The 19974-nt window shown below is 62.7% G+C and carries 19 protein-coding genes; 14 read left to right on the top strand and 5 right to left on the bottom strand.

Going from position 1 to position 19974, the window contains the following annotated elements:
* Window positions 1-111 precede the first annotated feature (111 nt).
* Window positions 112-2106, top strand: coding sequence for a protein-disulfide reductase DsbD (gene dsbD / locus B3H47_RS03710; RefSeq protein WP_286986082.1), 1995 nt, complete (start codon window positions 112-114; stop codon window positions 2104-2106).
* 26 nt (window positions 2107-2132) lie between these two features.
* Here the strand turns inward: dsbD and B3H47_RS03705 are convergent, their stop codons facing one another.
* Together B3H47_RS03705 and B3H47_RS03700 are read right to left on the bottom strand one after the other, a co-directional pair.
* The gene (locus B3H47_RS03705; protein ID WP_286986081.1) at window positions 2133-2612 is read right to left on the bottom strand and encodes a protein tyrosine phosphatase family protein; all 480 of its coding nucleotides are present in this window, start codon (window positions 2610-2612) and stop codon (window positions 2133-2135) included.
* Window positions 2609-4696, bottom strand: coding sequence for a molybdopterin-containing oxidoreductase family protein (locus tag B3H47_RS03700; RefSeq protein ID WP_286986079.1), 2088 nt, complete (start codon window positions 4694-4696; stop codon window positions 2609-2611). Before B3H47_RS03700 ends, B3H47_RS03705 begins: the two co-directional genes overlap by 4 nt.
* Before the next feature lie 236 nt (window positions 4697-4932).
* Between B3H47_RS03700 and B3H47_RS03695 the strand changes: the two genes are divergently transcribed.
* The 5 genes from B3H47_RS03695 (at window position 4933) to B3H47_RS03675 (ending at window position 11982) form a co-directional block, all read left to right on the top strand.
* Window positions 4933-5628 (top strand): TetR/AcrR family transcriptional regulator, encoded by a 696-nt coding sequence (locus B3H47_RS03695; RefSeq protein ID WP_286986077.1) that lies wholly within the window; start codon window positions 4933-4935, stop codon window positions 5626-5628.
* A 69-nt stretch (window positions 5629-5697) separates the two neighbouring features.
* A complete protein-coding gene (locus B3H47_RS03690) occupies window positions 5698-7494 on the top strand; it encodes an acyl-CoA dehydrogenase C-terminal domain-containing protein (protein ID WP_286986075.1) in 1797 nt (598 codons plus the stop codon).
* 19 nt (window positions 7495-7513) lie between these two features.
* Window positions 7514-9913, top strand: coding sequence for a 3-hydroxyacyl-CoA dehydrogenase/enoyl-CoA hydratase family protein (locus B3H47_RS03685; RefSeq protein WP_286986074.1), 2400 nt, complete (start codon window positions 7514-7516; stop codon window positions 9911-9913).
* Between the two features lie 20 nt (window positions 9914-9933).
* Complete coding sequence (locus tag B3H47_RS03680) at window positions 9934-11133, top strand: acetyl-CoA C-acyltransferase (protein WP_286986072.1); 1200 nt, start codon at window positions 9934-9936, stop codon at window positions 11131-11133.
* A 72-nt stretch (window positions 11134-11205) separates the two neighbouring features.
* Window positions 11206-11982: an enoyl-CoA hydratase gene (locus B3H47_RS03675; protein ID WP_276731281.1), complete on the top strand. Its 777-nt coding sequence runs from the start codon at window positions 11206-11208 to the stop codon at window positions 11980-11982.
* A 2-nt stretch (window positions 11983-11984) separates the two neighbouring features.
* Here B3H47_RS03675 and trmL read toward each other — a convergent pair whose 3' ends face one another.
* Together trmL and B3H47_RS03665 are read right to left on the bottom strand one after the other, a co-directional pair.
* Window positions 11985-12455 (bottom strand): tRNA (uridine(34)/cytosine(34)/5-carboxymethylaminomethyluridine(34)-2'-O)-methyltransferase TrmL, encoded by a 471-nt coding sequence (trmL, locus tag B3H47_RS03670; protein WP_286986070.1) that lies wholly within the window; start codon window positions 12453-12455, stop codon window positions 11985-11987.
* A gap of 18 nt (window positions 12456-12473) precedes the next feature.
* Window positions 12474-13193, bottom strand: coding sequence for a ComF family protein (locus tag B3H47_RS03665; protein ID WP_286986069.1), 720 nt, complete (start codon window positions 13191-13193; stop codon window positions 12474-12476).
* A gap of 64 nt (window positions 13194-13257) precedes the next feature.
* Here B3H47_RS03665 and B3H47_RS03660 point away from each other — a divergent pair, with 64 nt between their 5' ends.
* From B3H47_RS03660 to B3H47_RS03630, 7 genes are all read left to right on the top strand, one after another.
* Complete coding sequence (locus B3H47_RS03660) at window positions 13258-14199, top strand: methyltransferase domain-containing protein (RefSeq protein ID WP_286986067.1); 942 nt, start codon at window positions 13258-13260, stop codon at window positions 14197-14199.
* A 199-nt stretch (window positions 14200-14398) separates the two neighbouring features.
* The gene (locus B3H47_RS03655; protein WP_286986066.1) at window positions 14399-14956 is read left to right on the top strand and encodes a DUF2244 domain-containing protein; all 558 of its coding nucleotides are present in this window, start codon (window positions 14399-14401) and stop codon (window positions 14954-14956) included.
* 40 nt (window positions 14957-14996) lie between these two features.
* Window positions 14997-15863, top strand: coding sequence for a cytochrome c oxidase subunit II (gene coxB, locus B3H47_RS03650; protein WP_013124090.1), 867 nt, complete (start codon window positions 14997-14999; stop codon window positions 15861-15863).
* Window positions 15864-15951: 88 nt separating this feature from the next.
* Window positions 15952-17583, top strand: a complete 1632-nt coding sequence (gene ctaD / locus B3H47_RS03645; RefSeq protein WP_013124089.1) for a cytochrome c oxidase subunit I — start codon at window positions 15952-15954, stop codon at window positions 17581-17583.
* An 8-nt stretch (window positions 17584-17591) separates the two neighbouring features.
* On the top strand, window positions 17592-17717 hold the full coding sequence (locus tag B3H47_RS03640) for a hypothetical protein (RefSeq protein ID WP_013124088.1): 126 nt from the start codon (window positions 17592-17594) through the stop codon (window positions 17715-17717).
* A gap of 64 nt (window positions 17718-17781) precedes the next feature.
* Window positions 17782-17994 carry a DUF2970 domain-containing protein gene (locus tag B3H47_RS03635; protein ID WP_013106872.1) on the top strand — a complete coding sequence of 71 codons (213 nt, stop codon included), beginning with the start codon at window positions 17782-17784 and terminating at the stop codon, window positions 17992-17994.
* An 11-nt stretch (window positions 17995-18005) separates the two neighbouring features.
* Window positions 18006-18866 carry a cytochrome c oxidase subunit 3 gene (locus tag B3H47_RS03630; protein WP_286986065.1) on the top strand — a complete coding sequence of 287 codons (861 nt, stop codon included), beginning with the start codon at window positions 18006-18008 and terminating at the stop codon, window positions 18864-18866.
* Between the two features lie 52 nt (window positions 18867-18918).
* On the opposite strand, the gene B3H47_RS03625 is transcribed toward B3H47_RS03630, so the two are convergent.
* Window positions 18919-19122, bottom strand: a complete 204-nt coding sequence (locus B3H47_RS03625; protein WP_013106870.1) for a twin transmembrane helix small protein — start codon at window positions 19120-19122, stop codon at window positions 18919-18921.
* A gap of 17 nt (window positions 19123-19139) precedes the next feature.
* Here B3H47_RS03625 and B3H47_RS03620 point away from each other — a divergent pair, with 17 nt between their 5' ends.
* Window positions 19140-19937, top strand: a complete 798-nt coding sequence (locus tag B3H47_RS03620) for an SURF1 family protein (protein ID WP_286986063.1) — start codon at window positions 19140-19142, stop codon at window positions 19935-19937.
* Window positions 19938-19974 lie beyond the last annotated feature (37 nt).

Raw genomic sequence — 19974 nt, 5'->3', positions numbered from 1 at the left:
CAAATATGCCACTGGACTTATATTTCAACTTCCACGCGCTGCGCGACGCCTGACGGGCTGTCAGGATTTCACGCGGCACGCGACCAAACGATAAGACAAGGGAGACCGTTCATGCGCCACAGCATTCCATCCACTTCGCGAGCACCGCGTTTCTGGGCAGGGCTCAGTCGTGCTCTGCTGGGCTTTTTCCTGCTCTGGGCCGGCGTTTTGCAGCCCGTGGCGCAGGCTCAGCAGGCCGATTTCCTGCCCCCGGACGAAGCCTTCCAGTTCACCGCCAAAGTGCAGGATGCCAAGACGGTGCTGCTGCAGTTCAAGGCGCACGACGGGTATTACCTGTACCAGGAGCGGTTTCATTTCGAGTCGCAGACACCGGGCGTGGAACTCGGCAAGCCAGAATTTCCCCCGGCACACAAAATTTTCGATAAGAACCTCGGCCACGAGGTGTTTCACTACCGCGGACTAGTGCCGATTCCCCTGCCCGTGCTCAAGGCACCGGCCACCTTCAAGATGTTGGTGACGTATCAGGGCTGCGCCGACGCGGGGCTTTGCTACCCGCCGATCGAAAAGCTCGCCACCGTCAGTCTTAGTGGGTTTGGCGGCAACGGAACGGTGAGCATTTCCGAACCCGATGACGAAAGCGGTAGCGCACCCGCGGCAAGCGGCAGCGGAGCCAGCGGCTTGGTACAGGGCTTGATGGCTGGCGCCAGCGCAGCACAACCGGCGGCGGTCACGGCCTCTGCCACGACCGCGCCAGCTCCGGCTGCAACGGCATCGGCCGTCGCCGCCCCGGCTGCTGCGGCCGCTGTCGCCCAGGGTGGCGACTCGTCGCGCATTGGTCAGGCGCTGGCGTCGGGCAGCCTGCTCAGCATCATTCCCATGTTCCTGGTGTTCGGTCTGCTGCTGGCCTTCACGCCCTGCGTGCTGCCGATGATTCCCATTCTGTCGAGCATCATCGTGGGGCAGGGCGACAAAGTGTCCCGCGGGCGCGGCTTCGCCCTGGCGGTGGCTTATTCGCTGGGCATGGCCATTGTGTATACGGCCTTTGGCGTGGCGGCCGGTCTGCTGGGCCAAGGGCTGGCGGCCACGTTGCAGAACCCCTGGGTGCTGTCGGTCTTCGCCTTGCTGCTCGTGGTGCTGTCGCTGTCGATGTTCGGTTTCTACGAACTGCAAGTGCCCAGCAGCCTGCAGAGCAAGTTGTCATCCACCTCCGACAAGATGCGGGGCGGACACTTCGCCGGGGTTTTCATCATGGGCGGCATTTCGGCGCTCATCGTCGGGCCCTGCGTGGCCGCGCCGCTGGCTGGTGCCCTGCTCTACATCAGCCAGACCGGCAACGCGCTCATCGGAGGGGTGGCGCTGTTCTCGCTGGCGGCGGGCATGAGCGTGCCCTTGCTGCTGGTCGGTCTGGGCGCGGGCACTTTGCTGCCCAAGGCGGGCGGATGGATGGATGGCGTCAAGGCCTTCTTCGGTGTGCTGCTCATCGCCACCGCGCTGTACATGATCGCCCCGGTTCTGCCGACCTGGCTGCTGATGGTGCTGTGGGCGCTGCTTTTGATCATCAGCGCCAGCTTCCTGCGAGTGTTTGACCGGCTGCCCGATGAGGTTTCGGGCTGGAAGCGGCTGTTCAAGGGCTTCGGTGTGGCGTTGGCCGTGGCGGGCGCGGCGCTGATCGTCGGCCTGGCGGCGGGCAACCGTAATCTGCTGCAGCCGCTCGCCGGGATGGGCGGCGGCGCAGCGGGGGCGGTGAGCGCCGCGCCTGCGGTGCAGTTTCAGCGCATTCACACGGTGGCTGATCTCGACCGTGTGGTCGCCAGCAGCAGCAAGCCCGTGATGCTCGACTTCTACGCCGATTGGTGCGTGTCGTGCAAGGAAATGGAGCACTTCACCTTCACCGATCCCGCAGTGGCGCAACAGTTGGCGGGCTTTACGCTGATTCAGGCCGACGTGACGAACAACACCGCCGACGACAAGGCGTTGCTCAAGCGTTTCCAGCTGTTCGGCCCGCCGGGCATCATCTTTTTCAAGGACGGCAAGGAAGTGGGCCGCGTGGTGGGCTTCGAGGATGCCAAGACCTTCCTGGCATCGATGCAGCGCGCGGGGGTTTGAGCGCGGTTTCGACGCTTGGCAGAGATTCAGTGCGCTGTGCCGCGGCAGTGTGCCGCGCGCACTGCGCTGATCCACTGCTGCCATACCGGGTTCGGTGCCCAGATCTGCGACATCGGCCACGACGCTTGTTCTTCAGTTTCGCCACGAATGAGCAGGCGGTAGAGATAGACGAAGACCGAGGCCCTCATATTTTTTGCGCAATGCAGCCAGACAGGTTGTTGCCCGAGCGTAGCCATCACCCCGGCGAACTGCTCAAACTGCACAGGTTTCGGCGCGTCCCACAGCACCGGGATGTGCACATAGTTCATTCCCAAGGACGTCACCTGCTCGGCTTCACCGGACAAGGCCTTGGAAGACGTCGGCAGCGCGAGGTTGATGACCGTGGCCACGCCCAGAGCAGGCAGGCGGGCAATGTCGGCGACGCTGAGCTGGCCCGAGCACCAAAGACCTTCGAATGCCGCGAAGGTGTTTTCGGCGTCAAAGCGCAGGGGCGCTGTCTCAGTCACGCTGCGGCCACTTCCACCAGGCAGTCGTAGAAGCACGGCCCATTGCCCAGATCGGTCAGGCGCTGGTGGGTGAGGGCATTGACGTTGTTGCCATCGGCGGAGAGCTTGCGCCACCAGATGCCTAAAGCGACGATCTGGCCAGGGCGGGTGCGCGAGCTCAGGCGGGCGCGGGTGAGGGTGGTGCCGCGGTCGTTGAAGGTGCGCACCATCTGGCCGTCGGCAATGCCGCGCGCTACAGCATCATCCGGGTGGAGCAGCAGCAGCGGTTCGCCTTCGAGATTGCGCAGGCTGTCGACGTTGACAAAGCTGGAGTTGAGGAAGTTGCGCGCCGGGGGCGAGATCATTGCCAGCGGGTAGCGCGTGGCGAGCTCCGGTGCAGAGGCGACAGACTCGTAGGGCAGCAGCACCTCGGGCAAGGGGTCGCGCCCGGCATCCGCTTCGCGTTGTGACCAGAATTCGCACTTGCCCGAAGGCGTGGGAAAGCCGCCCTGCGCAAACGGGGCGGCGGCGCCCGGCAGCTTGGCCCAGCCGCTGGCCCGCAATTGCTTCCAGGTGATGCCACCGTTGCGCGGATCTGGCGCGATGGCTTGTGCGGCAATGTGCTCATCGCTCTCGGCAAAGCACGGTTCGGTGTAGCCCATTCGCGCGGCCAGTAACCGGAAGATTTCGGTATTCGGCTTGGCCTGCCCCAGCGGGGCGATGGCGGCGTTGTTCGCCATCCAGTAGCGGTGGCCGTAGGCCTTGTGCACGTCGAGATGTTCGAGCTGGGTGGTGGCGGGCAGCAGGTAGTCGGCGTAGTCGGCGGTATCGGTCTGGAAGTGCTCCAGCACCACGGTGAACAGATCGTCGCGGGCGAACCCGGCGCGCACCTTGTTGCCCTCGGGCGCAACCGCCAGCGGATTGCTGTTGTAGACGATCACGGCTTCGACTTTCGGGCCGAATTCGGCTGAGCCCGGCCGCAGAAGATCGTCGCCGATGGTCACCATATTGAGGGTGCGCGGGGCGCGTCCGGCCAGCAGATCGGGACGTTCCAGCGCGGCGCCGTTGGCGGCGAAATGATTGGAGCTCGACATCAGCAGGCCGCCGGCATCGTGCCGCCAGGCGCCCACGAGCGCCGGCAGGCAGGCAATGGCGCGCACCGCATTGGCGCCGCCGCGCACGCGCTGCAGGCCGTAGTTCATGCGGATGGCCGCCGGGGCGAGCGTACCGTAGTCGCGCGCCAGTTGGCGAATTTGCTCGACGGGCACGCCGCAGACCTCGGCGGCGCGCTCGGGCGGCCACTCCAGCGCGCGTTCGCGCAGGGCGGCAAAGCCTACGGTGTGCTGCGCGATGTAGTCGTGATCGAGCCAGTCGTGCGCAATGAGTTCGTGCATCAAGGCATAGGCCAGCGCGGCATCGGTGCCGGGACGCAGTTGCACATGGTTGTGGCACTTCTCGGCGGTGTCGTTGCGCCAGGGGTCGATGCACACCAGCTTGGCGCCATTGCGCTTGGCGCGCTGCGCGTAAGTCCAGAAATGCAGATTGCTGGTGATGCTGTTGCTGCCCCAGATGAGGATGAGCTTGCTGTGTTCGAACTGCTCCACGTCCAGCCCCATCTTGCCGCCGATCACCGCCTTGAGTCCGGCCTCGCCCGCGGTGGAGCAAATGGTGCGGTCGAGCAGGCTGGCGCCGAGCTTGTGAAAGAAGCGCGCCGCCATGCTTTCGCTCTGCACGAAACCCAGCGTGCCGCCGTAGGAGTAGGGCAGGATGGCCTGCGGGTCGCGGGCGGCTATCTTCTTGAGCCGGGCGGCGATGTCGTCCAGCGCTTCGTCCCAGCTCACCGGGGCGAACTGCCCGGTGCCTTTGGGGCCGACTCGCTTCATCGGCTGCAGCAACCGGTCCGGGTGATAGGTGCGCTCGGTATAGCGCGAGACCTTGGCGCACAGCGCGCCGTGCGTGGTGGGATGGTCGGGGTCGCCGCGCACGCTGATGGCCACGCCATCTCGCACGGTGACGAGCAGGGCGCAGGTGTCGGGGCAGTCGTGCGGGCAGGCGGCGCGCACGACGGTGTCTTGGGCGGAGACTGCGTTGGAAGAGTCGGGCATGGCGACGGTTTTTGAAGTCAGGGAGTCAGCCCGCGAGTTTAGGCGGCAAATCCCCTGATCGCAGTTTGCGGTTGACAAAGTGCCGAGAATCGGAAATAGTACGACCGTTCGTTTTTTATCAACCCCTCCCGCACACGACAAAAATGACCGCCAGCCACTCCCCGATCTCTCCGCGCCGAGCGCCGCACCGCACGGCGGGCGCCAAAACGGCGGTAAAAGCGGTGGCAAAGCGCGGCGTGAGCGCAAGCCCGCCAGTTGAGCCAGTCGGCAGCGGTTCGGCCAAGGGGCGGCAGACGCGGCAGGCCATCATCGACTGCGCGCTGCAGATGGCCGGGCGCATCGGCCTGGAGGGTTTGTCCATCGGGGTGCTCGCCGACCGGATGGAAATGAGCAAATCGGGTGTGTTCGCGCATTTCGGTTCGCGCGAAGAGTTGCAGATCGCGGTTATCCGCCACTATCACGACCAGTTCGAGCAAGAGGTGTTTTACCGCGCCATCGAGCAGCCGCGCGGCATGCCGCGTCTGGCGGCCATGGTGCAGCGCTGGCTGCAGCGGGTGAGCGTGGAAATGGAGACCGGCTGCATCTACATCTCTAGCGCGGTCGAATTCGACGACCGCCCGGGCACGGTGCGCGATGCGCTGGTCGCCATGATCCAGACCTGGCACGACGCGGTGCGGCGCGCCATCGTGCAAGCGATCGAGATGGGCCATCTCAAGCCCGACACCGATCCGCAACAGCTCATGTTCCAGATTCACGGCTACATCCTGGCGCTGCATCACGATGCCCGGCTGCTCAGGTTGCCCAACAGCCTGGAGCTAGCCTGCCGCAGTCTTGACGCGCTGCTGCGCGACCACGCCACGCCCGAAGGCTTGCCCCTGCTTTTGCCTTGTCTGGCCAAGGAGCGCCCCGCAAGCGACTCCGCACCCCATTGAGCGCGTTTCCAGTCCATTTTCAGCCCATTTTCAGCCCGTTTTTCGATTCACGATTTTCAGGAGACAGTTATGCCCCAATACACCCCGCCCTTGCGCGATATGCAGTTCGTCATGCACGAAGTCCTCGACGCCACCACCCTGCTCAAAGAGCTGCCGCCGTATGCCGAGGTCGATGCTGACCTGATCAACCAAGTGTGCGAAGAGGCGGGCAAGTTCTGCAGCGAAGTGCTGCAGCCGCTCAACGCCAGCGGTGATGCCGAGGGCTGCCATTACGACGCCGCCACGCACACCGTGACCACGCCCAAGGGTTTCAAGGCGGCGTGGGATCAGTTCGTGCAGGCCGGTTGGACTTCGCTGACGGCGGACGCCGAATTCGGTGGCCAGGGCCTGCCGCACCTGGTGGGCAGCGCGGTGCACGAGATGCAGAACGCCGCCAATCAAGCCTGGACCATGTACCCCGGTCTGACGCAGGGCGTGACCGAATTGCTGAACGCGCATGGCAGCGCCGAGCAGAAGGCGCTCTACATGCCCAAGCTGGTTGCGGGCGAGTGGACGGGCACCATGTGCCTGACCGAGCCGCATTGCGGCACCGACCTCGGCCTGATCCGCACCAAGGCCGTGCCGCAGGGCGACGGCAGCTACAAGCTCACCGGGCAGAAAATTTTCATCTCCAGCGGCGAACACGACCTGGCGGACAACATCATTCACATGGTGCTGGCCAAGCTGCCGGGTGCGCCCGAAGGCAGCAAGGGGATTTCGCTGTTCATCGTGCCCAAGTTCGTGCCGACCGCCGATGCGGGCGTGGGCGAGCGCAACGGCATTTTCTGCTCCGGCATCGAGCACAAGATGGGCATTCACGCCAACTCCACCTGCCAGATGACCCTCGAAGACGCCACCGGCTGGATGGTGGGCGAGCCCAACAAGGGCCTGGCGGCGATGTTCGTGATGATGAACGGCGCCCGGCTCGGCGTGGGCATGCAGTCGCTTGGCCTCACCGAAGTGGCGTATCAAAACGCGCTGGCCTACGCCCGCGACCGGCTGCAGATGCGTGCGCTCACCGGGCCGAAGGCGCCCGACAAACCGGCCGATCCCATTTTGGTGCACCCCGATGTGCGCCGCATGTTGCTCACCGCGCGCGCCTGGGCCGAAGGCGGACGTTTTCTGGCTTACTGGATTTCGCTGCTGCTCGACCAGTCGCTGCATCACCCGGACGCCGAGGTGCGCAAGGACGCCGACGACCTGGTCTCGTTGCTCACCCCCATCGTCAAAGCCTTCATCACCGACAACGGTCTGCAGGCCACCAACGAATGCCTGCAGGTGTTCGGCGGGCACGGCTACATCCGCGAATGGGGCATGGAGCAATTCGTGCGCGACGCCCGCATCAACCTGATCTATGAGGGCACCAACACCATTCAGTCGCTCGACCTGCTGGGCCGCAAAGTGTTGATGGACGGCGGGGCGCGGCTGCGCAAGTTCGGCAAGATCCTGACCGATTTCATCGAAGAAGAGGGCGTCAACGAGGCCATGCAAGAGTTCGTCAACCCGCTGGCCGATCTGGCCGACAAGGTGCAGAAGCTCACCATGGAGCTCGGCATGAAGGCCATGGCCGACAAGGACGAAGTCGGCGCGGCCGCCGTGCCGTATTTGCGCGTGGCCGGTCATGTGGTGTTTGCCTACGCCTTCGCCCGCATGGCGCAGGTGGCGCAGCGCAAGATTGCTGAAGGCGACGACTCGCCCTTCTACCAAGCCAAGCTGCAGACGGCGCGCTTTTACTTCGGGCGCCTGTATCCCGAATCCGCCGCCGCGATCCGCATGGCACGCAGCGGCGCAAAGAACTTGATGGACACCGAGGCGGTGTTCGCCTGAATCCCCCGAAGGAGCTGACATGACACAGACGATACACATCCGCAAAGTCGCCGTACTCGGCGCTGGTGTGATGGGCGCGCAGATCGCGGCCCATTGCATCAACGCCCGGGTGCCGGTGGTGCTGTTCGACCTGCCTGCCAAAGAAGGCAGCAAGAACGGTATCGTGACCAAGGCCGTGGCCAACCTCAAGAAACTCAGCCCGGCGCCGCTGGGCGACGCGGCCGAGGCCGGCCTGATCACCGAAGCCAACTACGAGACCGACCTCGAACTGCTGCAGGGCTGCGATCTGGTGATCGAGGCCATTGCCGAGCGCATGGACTGGAAGCACGATCTCTACAAAAAGGTCACGCCGCATCTGGGCGCGAACACCATCTTCGCCTCTAACACTTCCGGCTTGTCGATCACCGCGTTGTCGGCAGGCTTCGACGCCGATCTGCGCAAGCGCTTTTGCGGCGTGCATTTCTTCAACCCGCCGCGCTATATGCATCTGGTGGAACTCATCCCCACCGCAAGCACCGACGGCGCCATTCTCGACCGGCTCGAAACCTTCCTCACCACCACGCTAGGCAAGGGCGTGGTGCGGGCCAAGGACACGCCGAACTTTGTCGCCAACCGCGTGGGCGTGTTCTCCATTCTGGCGGTGATCAAAGAGGGTGAGAAATTCGGTCTGGGTTTCGACGTCATCGACGACCTCACCGGCAGCAAACTGGGCCGCGCCAAGAGCGCGACCTTCCGCACCTCCGACGTGGTCGGCCTGGACACCATGGCCCACGTCATCAAGACCATGCAGGACACCCTGCCCGCGGATAAAGACCCCTTCGCCGCGCTCTATGCCACCCCGCCCGTGCTGGCGACTCTGGTTGCCAATGGCGCGCTGGGGCAGAAGAGTGGCGCGGGTTTTTACAAAAAAGTGGGGAAGGACATTCTGAAGTTCGACCCCGCCAAGGGCGACTATGTGCCGGGCGGCGGCAAGGCCGATGAGATCGTGGTGCGCATGCTGAAAAAACCCGCGGCCGAGCGTTTCAAGCTGCTGCGCGAATCGAGCAATCCGCAGGCGCAATTCCTGTGGAGCATTTTCCGCGACGTGTGGCATTACGTGGCCCTGCATCTGGCCGACATTGCCGACAACGCCCGCGATCTCGACTTCGCCATCCGCTGGGGCTTCGGCTGGAACGAAGGCCCGTTCGAAAGCTGGCAGGCCGCAGGCTGGAAGCAGATCGCCGACTGGATCAGCGAAGACATCGCCGCAGGCAAGACGCTGTGCAGCGCACCGCTGCCCGCCTGGGTGAGCCAGGTGGACGGCGTGCACAAACCCGAGGGCTCCTACTCGGCGGCAAAGAACGCCTACATCGGCCGCTCTAAGCTGCCGGTCTATGCCCGCCAGCCGTTCAAGCAGGCCGTGCTGGGCGAGAACGCGCCCGACCCGCGCACTGCGGGCAACACCGTGTTCGAGGATGAGTCGATCCGCCTGTGGACGGCGCCCGGCGCCGACGATGTGCTGGTCGCCAGCTTCAAGACCAAGATGAACACCATCGGGCCCGGGGTCATCTCCGGGCTGCACAAGGCGGTGGAACTGGCCGAAGGCCGCTACAAGGGCGTAGTGGTCTGGCAGCCGACCTCATTGTCGGGCGGGCCGTTCAGTGCCGGGGCCGATCTGCAGTCGATGATGCCCGCCTTCATGGCCGGTGGCCCCAAGGCCATAGAGCCGGAAGAAAAAAAGTTGCAGGATCTGATGCTCACCCTGCGCTACGCCCAGGTGCCCGTGGTGGCCGCAGTCAGCGGCATCGCCCTGGGCGGAGGCACCGAGCTGAGCGTGTACTGCGCCAAACGCGTGGTGCATTTCGAGAGCTATATGGGCCTGGTGGAAATGGGCGTGGGCCTGATTCCGGGCGGCGGTGGCCTTACCTATCTGGCGCGACGTGCTGCAGAGCAGGCGCAGGGCGGTGACATCCTGCATTTCCTCAAGACGGGCTTCCAGGCTGCGGCCATGGCCACGGTAGGCAAGTCGGCGCTGGAAAGCCGCAATCTGGGCTATCTGCTGCCCAGCGACGCCCTCGTCATGCATGCCCACGAACTGCTGCACGTGGCCGTGGGCCAGGCGCGGGCGATGTTCGACGCGGGCTATCGTCCGCCGATGCCGGGCCAGACTTTCCCGGTGCTCGGACGCAATGGCATCGCCACCATCCGCGCGCAACTGGTCAACCTGCGCGACGGTGGCTTCATCTCCGCCTACGACGACGAAATCGCCACCCGCATCGCCACCGTGCTGTGCGGCGGCGATGTGGAAGAGGGCGCTCCGGCCGACGAGGTCACGCTGATGGCGCTGGAACGCAAGCACTTCTGCGAACTGCTCGGCCAGGGCAAGACCCAGGAACGCATCATGGGCATGTTGCAGACCGGCAAGCCGGTGCGTAACTGATCCGCCACCAGGAGAACAACATGAGCAAACAAGTTCAAGACGCCTACATCGTTGCCGCCACCCGCACGCCGGTGGGCAAGGCCCCTCGCGGGCTGCTGAAAAACTATCGTTCCGACGACCTGCTGGTGCACGTCATCCGTGCCGCATTGGCGCAGGTTCCCAACCTCGATCCCAAGTTGATCGAAGACGCGATCATCGGCTGCGCCATGCCCGAGGGCGATCAGGGTATGAATGTGGCGCGCATCGGCGCGCTGCTGTCCGGCCTGCCCGACACGGTGGGCGGCGTGACCGTCAACCGTTTCTGCGCGTCGGGCATCACGGCCATTCAGATGGCGGCAGATCGCATCCGCGTGGGCGAGGCCGATGTGATGATCGCCGGGGGCACCGAGAGCATGAGCCGTGTGCCCATGGGCGGATTTCATCCCAGCTTCAATCCGGCCATCTTTGCCAACGACGAGCATGTGGGCATCGCCTACGGCATGGGCATGACGGCCGAGAAGGTGGCGCAGCAGTGGAAGGTGACCCGCGAGGAGCAGGATGCCTTCGCGCTGGCCTCGCACCAAAAGGCGCTGGCCGGCATTGCCGCAGGCGAGTTCAACGAAGAAATCACCCCGCTGGACATCGTTGAAAAGTTTCCCCGTCTGGGCACCGCCGAGGTGGTCATCAAGACCCGCAAGATGACCGTGGACGAAGGCCCTCGTGCCGACACCACGCTCGAAGCGCTGGCCCGGCTCAAGCCGGTGTTCGCGGCCAAGGGCAGCGTGACCGCGGGCAACAGCTCCCAGACCTCGGACGGCGCGGGCGCGCTCATTCTGGTGAGCGAGAAGATTCTCAAACAGTTCAACCTCGTGCCGCTGGCGCGTTTTGTGAGTTTCGCCGTGCGCGGCGTGCCGCCCGAGATCATGGGCATCGGCCCGAAGTTCGCCATTCCTGCGGCGCTGGACAAAGCCGGGCTCAAGCTCGACGACATCGGCTGGATCGAACTCAACGAAGCCTTCGCCGCGCAGTCGCTCGCCGTGGTGAAAGATCTGGGCATCAACCCCGAAGTGCTTAACCCGCTGGGCGGCGCGATCGCCTGGGGCCACCCGCTGGGCGCCACCGGCGCGGTTCGCGCGGCCACGGCGATCTACGGCATGCGTCGCCGTAAAGCGAAATACAGTATGGTGACCATGTGCATCGGCACGGGGCAGGGCGCTGCGGGCATTTTCGAAAACGTCTGATTGCAGCCGTTTGCAGCCCTTCGGCCAAGGCCCGGGCTGGCGCGCCCGGGTTTTTAATTGGGAGACAACATCATGAGTCAGGTGCAGGTGGAATTGCGCAGCGGGGTGCTGCACATCGTGTTCAATCGCCCCGAAAAAAAGAATGCGCTGACCCTGGCGATGTACGAGGCGGCCAACGAGGCCTTCGAACGCGCTGCGACCGACGCGGATGTCAAGGCGGTGCTGATCGCAGGCGAAGGCGGCAGCTTCACCGCGGGCAACGATCTGCAGGACTTTCTCTCCGCACCGCCGCAGGGTGAGGAGGCGCCGGTGCTGCAGTTTTTGCGCCATCTCGCCGGGTTGGACAAACCGCTGGTCGCAGCCGCCCAAGGCTTTGCCGTCGGAGTGGGCACAACGCTGCTGATGCATTGCGATCTGGTCTATGCCGCCGATGACGCGCAGTTCGTGCTGCCCTTCGTTCATTTGGGTCTGTGCCCCGAGGCGGCGTCCAGCCTGCTGCTGCCGCAGATCGCCGGTTACCAGCGCGCGGCGGAAAAGCTCTTGCTGGGCGAACCGTTCGATGCTGCCGAGGCCTTGAGCATGGGCCTGGTCAACCGCGTGCTGCCTATCGAAAATCTGCGTGAATTTGCCGTGGCGCAGGCCGAAAAATTCTCTCGTCTGCCTGCGCCCTCGGTGCGGGCGACCAAGCGCCTGCTCAAAGGCCTGGGCGATCAGGGGCCGCAGGCGGTGCTGGCGCGCATGCGCTCGGAGGAGGCGGTGTTTCAGGCGCTGCTGGGCGCACCGGCCGCGCGCGAGGCGATGATGGCGTTTTTGCAAAAGCGCAAACCCGACTTCTCGTCCATCACCTAAGTTTAAATTCCACCGGCGTAGCCGTTCTGTCGCCAGGCTTCGAACACGGCGACAGCGACCGAGTTCGACAGATTGAGACTGCGCTGGCCTTCGCGCATGGGCAGTCGCAGCCGTTGCGTCGGGGCGAATTGCTCGCGCACCGCATCGGACAGGCCGCGGGTTTCGGCGCCAAAGACAAAACAGTCGCCCGGCTCGAAGCGCACGGAGCCGATCAATCGACTGCCGCGCGTAGTGAAAGCGAACAGGCGCTCGGGGCGCGGTTGCAGCGTTTGCATCAACGCGTCCCAACTGGCGTGCGTTTGCAGCGTGGCGTATTCGTGATAGTCGAGCCCGGCGCGGCGGAGCTGTTTGTCATCCAGCGAAAAACCCAGCGGTTCAACCAGGTGCAGGGTGCAGCCGGTATTGGCGCACAGGCGGATGACGTTGCCGGTGTTGGGCGGAATTTCGGGCTCGACAAGAACGATGTGGAACATGGGTCGCAATGCGGAAGATCAGGGATTGGAATCGCGAGGAGTGCGCAAGGCGATGGCGACCCAGACCGCAGCGGCGCCCTGGCGCAGCAGCACCCGGGTGGCTTCATGCAGCGTGGCGCCGGAGGTCATCACATCGTCCACCAGCAGCAGGGTCTGGCCATCCCAGCGGGTATCGCAGGCGTAGGCGCCGCGGATGTTGCGGCTGCGCGCGTCCAGCGGCAGGCTGCTTTGCGCGGCGCTATGCCGCAGCCGCTGCAGCGCGTAGGCATTGCCAGGGCGGTTCAGCGTGGCAGCGATGCGCCGCGCCATTTCCCACGCGGGGTTGAAGCCGCGCTCCAGCAAGCGCTCGCGCGAAAGCGGAATGGGCAGAATATGGTCGGGCAGCGGCATGTCGGCTTGCGCCCAGCGCCCACCGAGCAGGTCGCCAAACCACCGGCCCAGCGCGGGTTCTGCGCCGAACTTCATGCGCAGAATGAACTGATCGTTGGGAAATCGATAGTCGCCCACCGCCAGGGCGCCCGCCCACAGCGGGGGGTGCAGCAGACATTGGCCGCAGACCTGTCCCTCTTGCGCCACCGCCACCGCGCAGCGCGGGCAGCGTGGACGCAGGGGCAGGTCTTCATGCAGGCAATCGTCGCACAGCGGCTGACTGCTGCGCGCGTCGCAATGGGCGCAGCGACCGGGCCAGAGCGCAGACCAGCGCGAGGCAGGCAAAATAGGACGCTCAAGTGCGGACATCGCCGCACTATATCGCCCGCGCCTGCGGTGCCGACGCCTTCGCCGCAGTCCCTTGAATAAGCTGATGGATCGCCCCGATCAATTCCTTGCCGCACAGCAACAGGCCCGATGGCTGGCGGCTGCGGCCTGCGCGCGTGATCGCCTGGCGCGCTGGCCCGCGCCCTACATCTGGCAGGAAGCCGCGCGCCGCATGGCCGAACGTCTGCCCTTGTTGCGGGCGCAGGCGCAGCGCGTGCTCGATGCGGGCTGTGCCTGGGGCGATGGGCTCGACTTGCTGCAAAAGCAGTATCCCGCCGCGCTGATTCTGGGCTACGAGCCCTCGCCCCTGCTGGCGCAACTGGCCTCGAAGCGGTTTGCTCGTGCGGGGCTGGCGCGTTGGTTCGGGCGGCCCAGCCGGGTGCAGGTGCAGGCGGTGGATGCGGCAGACCCCGAATATCCCGCGCAGGCCGACGTGCTGTGGTCCAACCTCTATCTCGATTGGCACCATGACCGCATGCGGGTGCTCGAAGCCTGGCGGCGGCAGCTTCAGCCCGAAGGGGCGCTGTTTTTCACCACCTTCGGGCCCGACACGCTCAAGGAGCTTGGCGAGGTATGCCGCGTCCTCGGCCATTCCTCGCAGCCGATGGCGTTCACCGACATGCACGACCTGGGCGACGAACTGGTGCAGGCCGGTTTTGCCGACCCGGTGATGGATATGGAGATGGTGCGCATGACCTGGCCGTCGGCGCAGGCGGCGCTGACCGAGCTGCGTGCCCTCGGCGCCGTGCCTCACGCCGCGCATTCGCGGGGCCTGCGCACGCCGCGGGCCTGGCAGGCGTTGGTCGATGCCCTGAATGCCACAGCGCAGGCGGATGGCCGCGTCACCCTGACCTTCGAACTGGTCTATGGGCACGCTTTTCGCCCGCGCACCGAGCGGGCACGGGCTGGAGAGGCCACTTTCGGCGTCGAGCAATTGCGCAACACTGCGCGTCAACCCGGATTGCCGACCCGTACCCATCGGGGCTAAAACTGCGGCAAATCGTCGCGATGGATGGCGGTCACATAGATGGATCGAAATGTAACGGGCCCATCTTGATCTCACGCAAAATCAGATCAACTGATGCCGTGATTTTCGATGCGTCATTCTGTCGCACCTATAATCGCTCACTCATATAGACCCGTCATGGCTTGGCACAGATGCCGGGTTGTGACCCCGATTGACGCAAATGCACCACGCTGATCTTCCGCAAAGCGCATCCAACCTCCCGCCGCAGGATGTCCCTGCAGCCGAGGCTGGGGTGGCGCTTGAGCAGTCGTCTGGCCAAGCGCCTGATCGGGAGGCAGGCGAGGGCTGGATGCGCGACTGGGTGTTCCGCCGCAACTGCTCTATGTCGCCGCGACAGCTGATTGTGTTTTACGCCTCGCTGTGCGTGGTGTCGCTGATCGTTGCGTCTATCGCGTGGGACGTGGGCGGCTCGCTGGTGTTGCCGTTCACTGGCATTGAGTTGGGGTCGGTGGCGCTGGCGCTGGTGGTGTATGGGCGTCATGCCACGGACCGCGAACGAGTGCGTCTGTCGACGCAGCAGTTGCAGGTCGAGTGGGAAAACGCGGGTGTGGTGCAGTCGGTCAGCTTCAATCCGCATTGGGTGCGGGTGTCGCTGCCAGAAAGCGGGCTGGTTGAAGTGTCTTCGGCTGGTCGCACGGTTTACATCGGCCGGTATTCGCGCCCCGAGCGGCGTGCCGTGCTGGCAAAAGATTTGAGGGCCGCGTTGCGGGCCCTTTGAAGTGTTTTAGGGACGAGACCAATTCTTAGAGTGGGGCGACATGAAAGCAATACATCAAATCCGTCTGGCCACCGCAGCATCGCTGCTGGGCGTCATGGGCGCGGCCCATGCCGCAGTGGAAAGTCTGCCGGGTGGGCCGCAGGTGCTGGGGCTGTATTTCCAGAACCCGGTTTCGCCCATCGCCAAGCAGGAAAAATTCCTGATGGACATGATGCTCTGGGTCTGTCTGGGGATCGGTATCGTGGTGTTCGGGGCGATGTTCTATTCGGTATACAAGCACCGCAAATCCAAGGGCGCCGTAGCGGCCCACTTCCATGAAAGCACCAAGGTCGAGATTGCCTGGACGATTATCCCCATTCTGATCGTGATTGCCATCCTGATTCCGGCGACCCGTACCGTGATCGCGCAGGAAAACCACAGCGACTCCTTCATGACCGTCAAGGCGACGGGCGCGCAGTGGAAGTGGGGCTACGACTACATGGCCGGTCCGGGCAAGGGCATTTCTTTCTGGTCCACCCTGACCACGCCTTATTCGGAAATCTACGAAGGCAAGGATCTGCCCAGCAACTTCGTGCTGGCCGTCGATCACGAACTGGTCGTGCCGGTGGACAAAAAGATCAAGATTGTCACCACCTCGGATGACGTGCTGCACGGTTTCTATGTCAACTCGCTGGGTGTGCAGATGGATGCGATTCCCGGGTTTGTGCGGTCGACCTGGTTCACCGCCGAGAAAACCGGCACCTACTACGGGCAGTGCGCCCAGATTTGCGGCAAGTACCACGCCTTCATGCCCATCGTGATCAAGGTCGTGACTATGCCCGAATACGAGCAGTGGGTTGCGCAGTGGAAAAAGGCGCATCCCGACAGCACCCCGCCAGCCGACGGCGCGGCGCCCAGCAAGACCTGAGCCGGTGTGGTGAGAGACAAACCCTAAAAGCAGCCGAGTTTAGAACGAAGTATCAACATTTTCTGGAATGGCAGGAAAGGAAAGCACTATGAGCGCAGTCATCGATCACGCACCGCCATCGGCTCACGCCGGTGATCATGCCCACGAACATCCGCACGGCTGGCGCCGTTGGCTGATGTCCACCAACCACAAAGACATCGGCACGATGTATCTGCTGTTTGCCTTGTGGATGCTGTTCGAGGGCGGCATTCTGGCCCTAGCGATTCGCACCGAGTTGTGGAAACCGTATGTCTGGCTGCTGAACCCTGAGTTGTTCAACGCCTTCGGCACCATGCACGGCATCATGATGATCTTCGGTTCGGTCATGCCCGCGCTGGTGGGCTTTGCCAACTGGATGATTCCGCTGCAGATCGGTGCCCCCGACATGGCCTTCCCGCGGCTGAACAATCTCAGCTTCTGGCTGCTGATTCCCGCAGGCATTCTGCTGACGGCCTCGTTCTTCGTGCCAGGCGGCGCCCCGGGTGTGGGCTGGACGCTGTATGCCCCGCTCACCCTGCAGCAAGGCATGGGCATGGATCTGGTGATTTTCGCCATCCACCTCATGGGCGCTTCGTCGATCATGGGTTCGATCAACATCATCGTCACCATTCTCAATCTGCGCGCCCCAGGCATGACGCTGATGAAAATGCCGTTGTTCGTCTGGACCTGGTTGATCACCGCTTACCTGCTTCTGGCCATCATGCCGGTGCTGGCTGGCGCCGTCACCATGACTCTGACTGACCGCCACTTCGGCACCAGTTTCTTCAGTGCCACCGGCGGCGGTGACCCGGTGCTCTATCAGCATCTGTTCTGGTTCTTCGGCCACCCCGAGGTGTACGTGATGATTCTGCCGGTCTTCGGTATTGTCAGCTCCGTCATCCCGGCCTTTGCCCGCAAGCGTCTGTTCGGCTACAGCTCGATGGTGTATGCCTCGGCCTCCATCGCCATTCTGTCCTTCCTGGTCTGGGCGCACCACATGTTCACCGCGGGCATGCCCACGACCGGACAGCTGTTCTTCATGTACGCCACCATGCTGATCGCCGTTCCCACGGGCGTGAAGGTGTTCAACTGGGTGGCCACCATGTGGCGCGGTTCCATGACGTTTGAAACTCCCATGCTGTTCGCCGTGGGCTTCATTTTCGTGTTCACCCTGGGCGGTTTCACTGGCCTGATGCTGGCCATGGTGCCCATCGACACGCAGGTGCACAACACCTACTTCGTGATTGCGCACTTCCATTACGTGCTGGTCGCAGGTTCGCTGTTCGGCATTTTCATGGGCTTCTATTACTGGTCGCCCAAGTGGACGGGTGTGATGTACAACGAGACCGCAGGCAAGATTCATTTCTGGACCTCGATGATCTCGTTCAACATCGCTTTCTTCCCGCAGCACTTCCTGGGTCTGGCTGGCATGCCGCGTCGTTATGTGGCCTACCCGGTGCAGTTCACCGACTTCAACCAGATATCCACCATCGGCGCCTGGCTGTTTGGTCTGTCACAGGCTTACTTCCTGTTCGCAGTGGTGATTCCGGTGTTGCGCGGCAAGGGTGAAAAAGCCCCTCAACGTCCCTGGGAAGGTGCGGAAGGTCTGGAATGGGAAGTTCCCTCCCCGGCGCCGTTCCACACTTATGAAACCCCTCCCAAGCTGAATGCCGATGCCACCCGTGTGCTGGGTTATAACTGAGATCAGATATGAGTAATCGCCAACTTCCTCCCGAAAAACGCCGCCAGAATTTCAAAACGGCGATGATTATGGTCAGTATTGCCTTGGCGATTTACTTCGGTTATCTGATCAAGGCACAGGTTCTCGGTTTTTGACGAACGAGAGCGACAGGCCATCAGTACTGGTGCTGTCGCTCTCTCTTCATCAAGGAAATATGCGTTGAGCTCACCTTCTCAGCCTTCTTTCCTGCGCGCATTGGTTGCCGTACTCTGGTCTTTTGCCGGAATACGCAAATCGAGTGAGCGAAGTAAAGATTTTCAGAATGCAAAACCCGAGCACATCATTGCGGCAGGACTGTTGGCTGCTTTGGTCTTTGTGGTCGGACTGATATTGATCGTTAATTTAGTGATTTCAAGCGCGGCGCGCACATAACAGGAGGCAATATGGCATCTACAACCCAGCCCCATGGCTATTTTCTGCCTGGGCCTTCCGCATATCCCCTGCTGACGGCGGCGGGTTTGCTGGCGATGGCGTTTGGCGCAGGGCTCTGGTTTAATGGCGTACGGCACATGGAGTGGCTGTTGTTGGCCGGTTTCCTCTGGCTGGTGTATGTCGTTTACCACTGGTTCGGTCAGGCGATCGGTGAGAGCGAGGGCGGCAAACACAGCCAGCGCGTCGATACATCCTTTCGCTGGAGCATGGCCTGGTTCATCTTCTCCGAGGTGATGTTCTTCGCCTCGTTTTTTGGCGCGCTGTATTACTCACGCGAATTTTCTCTGCCGGATCTCTCGGCCCTACACAGCAAGATTCTGTGGCCGAATTTCACGGGCACTTGGCCGTCCACCGGTCCGGGCGGCTTGATTCCGTCCTTGCATGAGGCGCTAGGCCCTTGGCCTATTCCGACCATCAACACCGCACTGCTGCTGAGTTCTGGCGTCACGCTCACCATTTCTCACCATGCGCTGCGGGCATCGCATCGCGGTAAGGCTATTTTCTGGCTGTCACTGACGATTGCGCTTGGTGTGTTGTTCCTTTTCATGCAGGGCTATGAGTATCACCACGCTTACACCGTTGAGGGTGTGAAACTGACCTCAGGTATTTACGGTTCGACCTTTTTCATGCTGACCGGGTTTCACGGTTTCCACGTGTTTCTCGGTGCGACCATGTTGTCCGTAGTGCTGGTTCGCTTGATCAGGGGTAATTTCACCGCAGATCATCACTTCGCCTTCGAAGGCGCCGCGTGGTATTGGCACTTCGTTGACGTGGTCTGGTTGCTGCTGTACGTCTTGGTTTACTGGCTCTAAGCTCCACTCAGCAAAAAAATGCGCCGCATGTTGCGGCGCATTTTTGTTCGGGTTATTGCCCGACATCATGTGGGTGTATCCACCCCATCTTGTAGCTGATGATCAGAATCAAAAAAAGCAAGACCGAGAATCCCACCCGGAAAGTCAGTGCGTACACAGCGCGATTGCTTTTGCCCTTATCCTTCATCACAAAGAACAGGCCGGAAAACAGGCTGCCGATGATGAGCAGGAAGGCGATGGGGATCAGGATTTTCATGGTGCGGGCTTGTGCAGATGTCTAAACAGATTACCTCAGATTCCGGGATGCTGATGTCTGAGAAGGCCTTTGGCCCCAAAGAGTTGCTGATCATCATTTTGGGGCTGTTGGTGATCGGAGTGACGACGTCGCTCGGATTCTGGCAACTGGGCCGCGCACACGAAAAAGAGGCGCTTAATCTGCAGATGGATCAGCGCGAAAAGGCGCATCCGCTGCAGATCGGTCAGGCCGAAGTTCGGCTCAGTCGCGATGTCTGGCGGCGCGCTGAAGCGCGTGGCGTGTTTGCCGAGCAGTGGACGATCTACCTGCAGAACCGACAGCAGAACGAGCAGGTGGGCTTCTGGGTGCTGACGCCCTTGAAGCTCGCAGGTAGCGATACCTATTTGATGGTGTTGCGCGGTTGGGTGCCGCGAAATTTTCAGGCGATGGACTTGATCAAGCCCTATAAAACGCCTCAAGGATTGACAGTGATCGATGGACTTATTGCCCCGCCGCCATCAGAATGGTTTTCGTTTTTCACCGAGCCGCCGGGCCAGGTCATACGCCAGAACGTCAATCTGCAGAAGTACGCGGACTTTCATCACATCAAGCTTCTGCCCTTCGTGTTGAGACAGTCAGGCGACCTGCACGATGGACTTGGCAGGCAGTGGCCCGCAGCGAAAACCGGAGTCGGCACCAACTATGGCTATGCCGCTCAGTGGTTTGGCATGAGTGCCACGGGTGTGGTGTTACTGCTGTATTTTGTCTTTCAGCGTTTGCGCAAGACCAAGTCAAAGCGTGGCGCCGAAGGCCCGACTGCACCGCATGTGCTATGACCGCACGTTCAGCCCTGAATTGACCGATTGATTGTTT

This window comes from Thiomonas sp. UBA7699 (genome assembly GCF_002482605.1).
Classification (GTDB): domain Bacteria; phylum Pseudomonadota; class Gammaproteobacteria; order Burkholderiales; family Burkholderiaceae_C; genus Thiomonas; species Thiomonas arsenitoxydans.
The sequence above is the reverse complement of the archived record's forward strand: the minus strand, read 5'-3'. Positions and strand labels throughout refer to the sequence as shown.

Bases quoted from the DNA above. Each gene is read 5' to 3' on its own strand.
- B3H47_RS03685 (WP_286986074.1), top strand. From the start codon at position 7,514: ATGACACAGACGATACACATCCGCAAAGTCGCCGTACTCGGCGCTGGT.
- B3H47_RS03690 (WP_286986075.1), top strand. From the start codon at position 5,698: ATGCCCCAATACACCCCGCCCTTGCGCGATATGCAGTTCGTCATGCAC.
- trmL (WP_286986070.1), bottom strand. From the start codon at position 12,455: ATGTTCCACATCGTTCTTGTCGAGCCCGAAATTCCGCCCAACACCGGC.
- B3H47_RS03625 (WP_013106870.1), bottom strand. From the start codon at position 19,122: ATGAAAATCCTGATCCCCATCGCCTTCCTGCTCATCATCGGCAGCCTG.
- dsbD (WP_286986082.1), top strand. From the start codon at position 112: ATGCGCCACAGCATTCCATCCACTTCGCGAGCACCGCGTTTCTGGGCA.
- B3H47_RS03620 (WP_286986063.1), top strand. From the start codon at position 19,140: ATGTCTAAACAGATTACCTCAGATTCCGGGATGCTGATGTCTGAGAAG.
- coxB (WP_013124090.1), top strand. From the start codon at position 14,997: ATGAAAGCAATACATCAAATCCGTCTGGCCACCGCAGCATCGCTGCTG.
- B3H47_RS03675 (WP_276731281.1), top strand. From the start codon at position 11,206: ATGAGTCAGGTGCAGGTGGAATTGCGCAGCGGGGTGCTGCACATCGTG.
- B3H47_RS03665 (WP_286986069.1), bottom strand. From the start codon at position 13,193: ATGTCCGCACTTGAGCGTCCTATTTTGCCTGCCTCGCGCTGGTCTGCG.
- B3H47_RS03640 (WP_013124088.1), top strand. From the start codon at position 17,592: ATGAGTAATCGCCAACTTCCTCCCGAAAAACGCCGCCAGAATTTCAAA.
- B3H47_RS03700 (WP_286986079.1), bottom strand. From the start codon at position 4,696: ATGCCCGACTCTTCCAACGCAGTCTCCGCCCAAGACACCGTCGTGCGC.
- B3H47_RS03660 (WP_286986067.1), top strand. From the start codon at position 13,258: ATGGATCGCCCCGATCAATTCCTTGCCGCACAGCAACAGGCCCGATGG.
- B3H47_RS03630 (WP_286986065.1), top strand. From the start codon at position 18,006: ATGGCATCTACAACCCAGCCCCATGGCTATTTTCTGCCTGGGCCTTCC.
- B3H47_RS03655 (WP_286986066.1), top strand. From the start codon at position 14,399: ATGCACCACGCTGATCTTCCGCAAAGCGCATCCAACCTCCCGCCGCAG.
- ctaD (WP_013124089.1), top strand. From the start codon at position 15,952: ATGAGCGCAGTCATCGATCACGCACCGCCATCGGCTCACGCCGGTGAT.
- B3H47_RS03680 (WP_286986072.1), top strand. From the start codon at position 9,934: ATGAGCAAACAAGTTCAAGACGCCTACATCGTTGCCGCCACCCGCACG.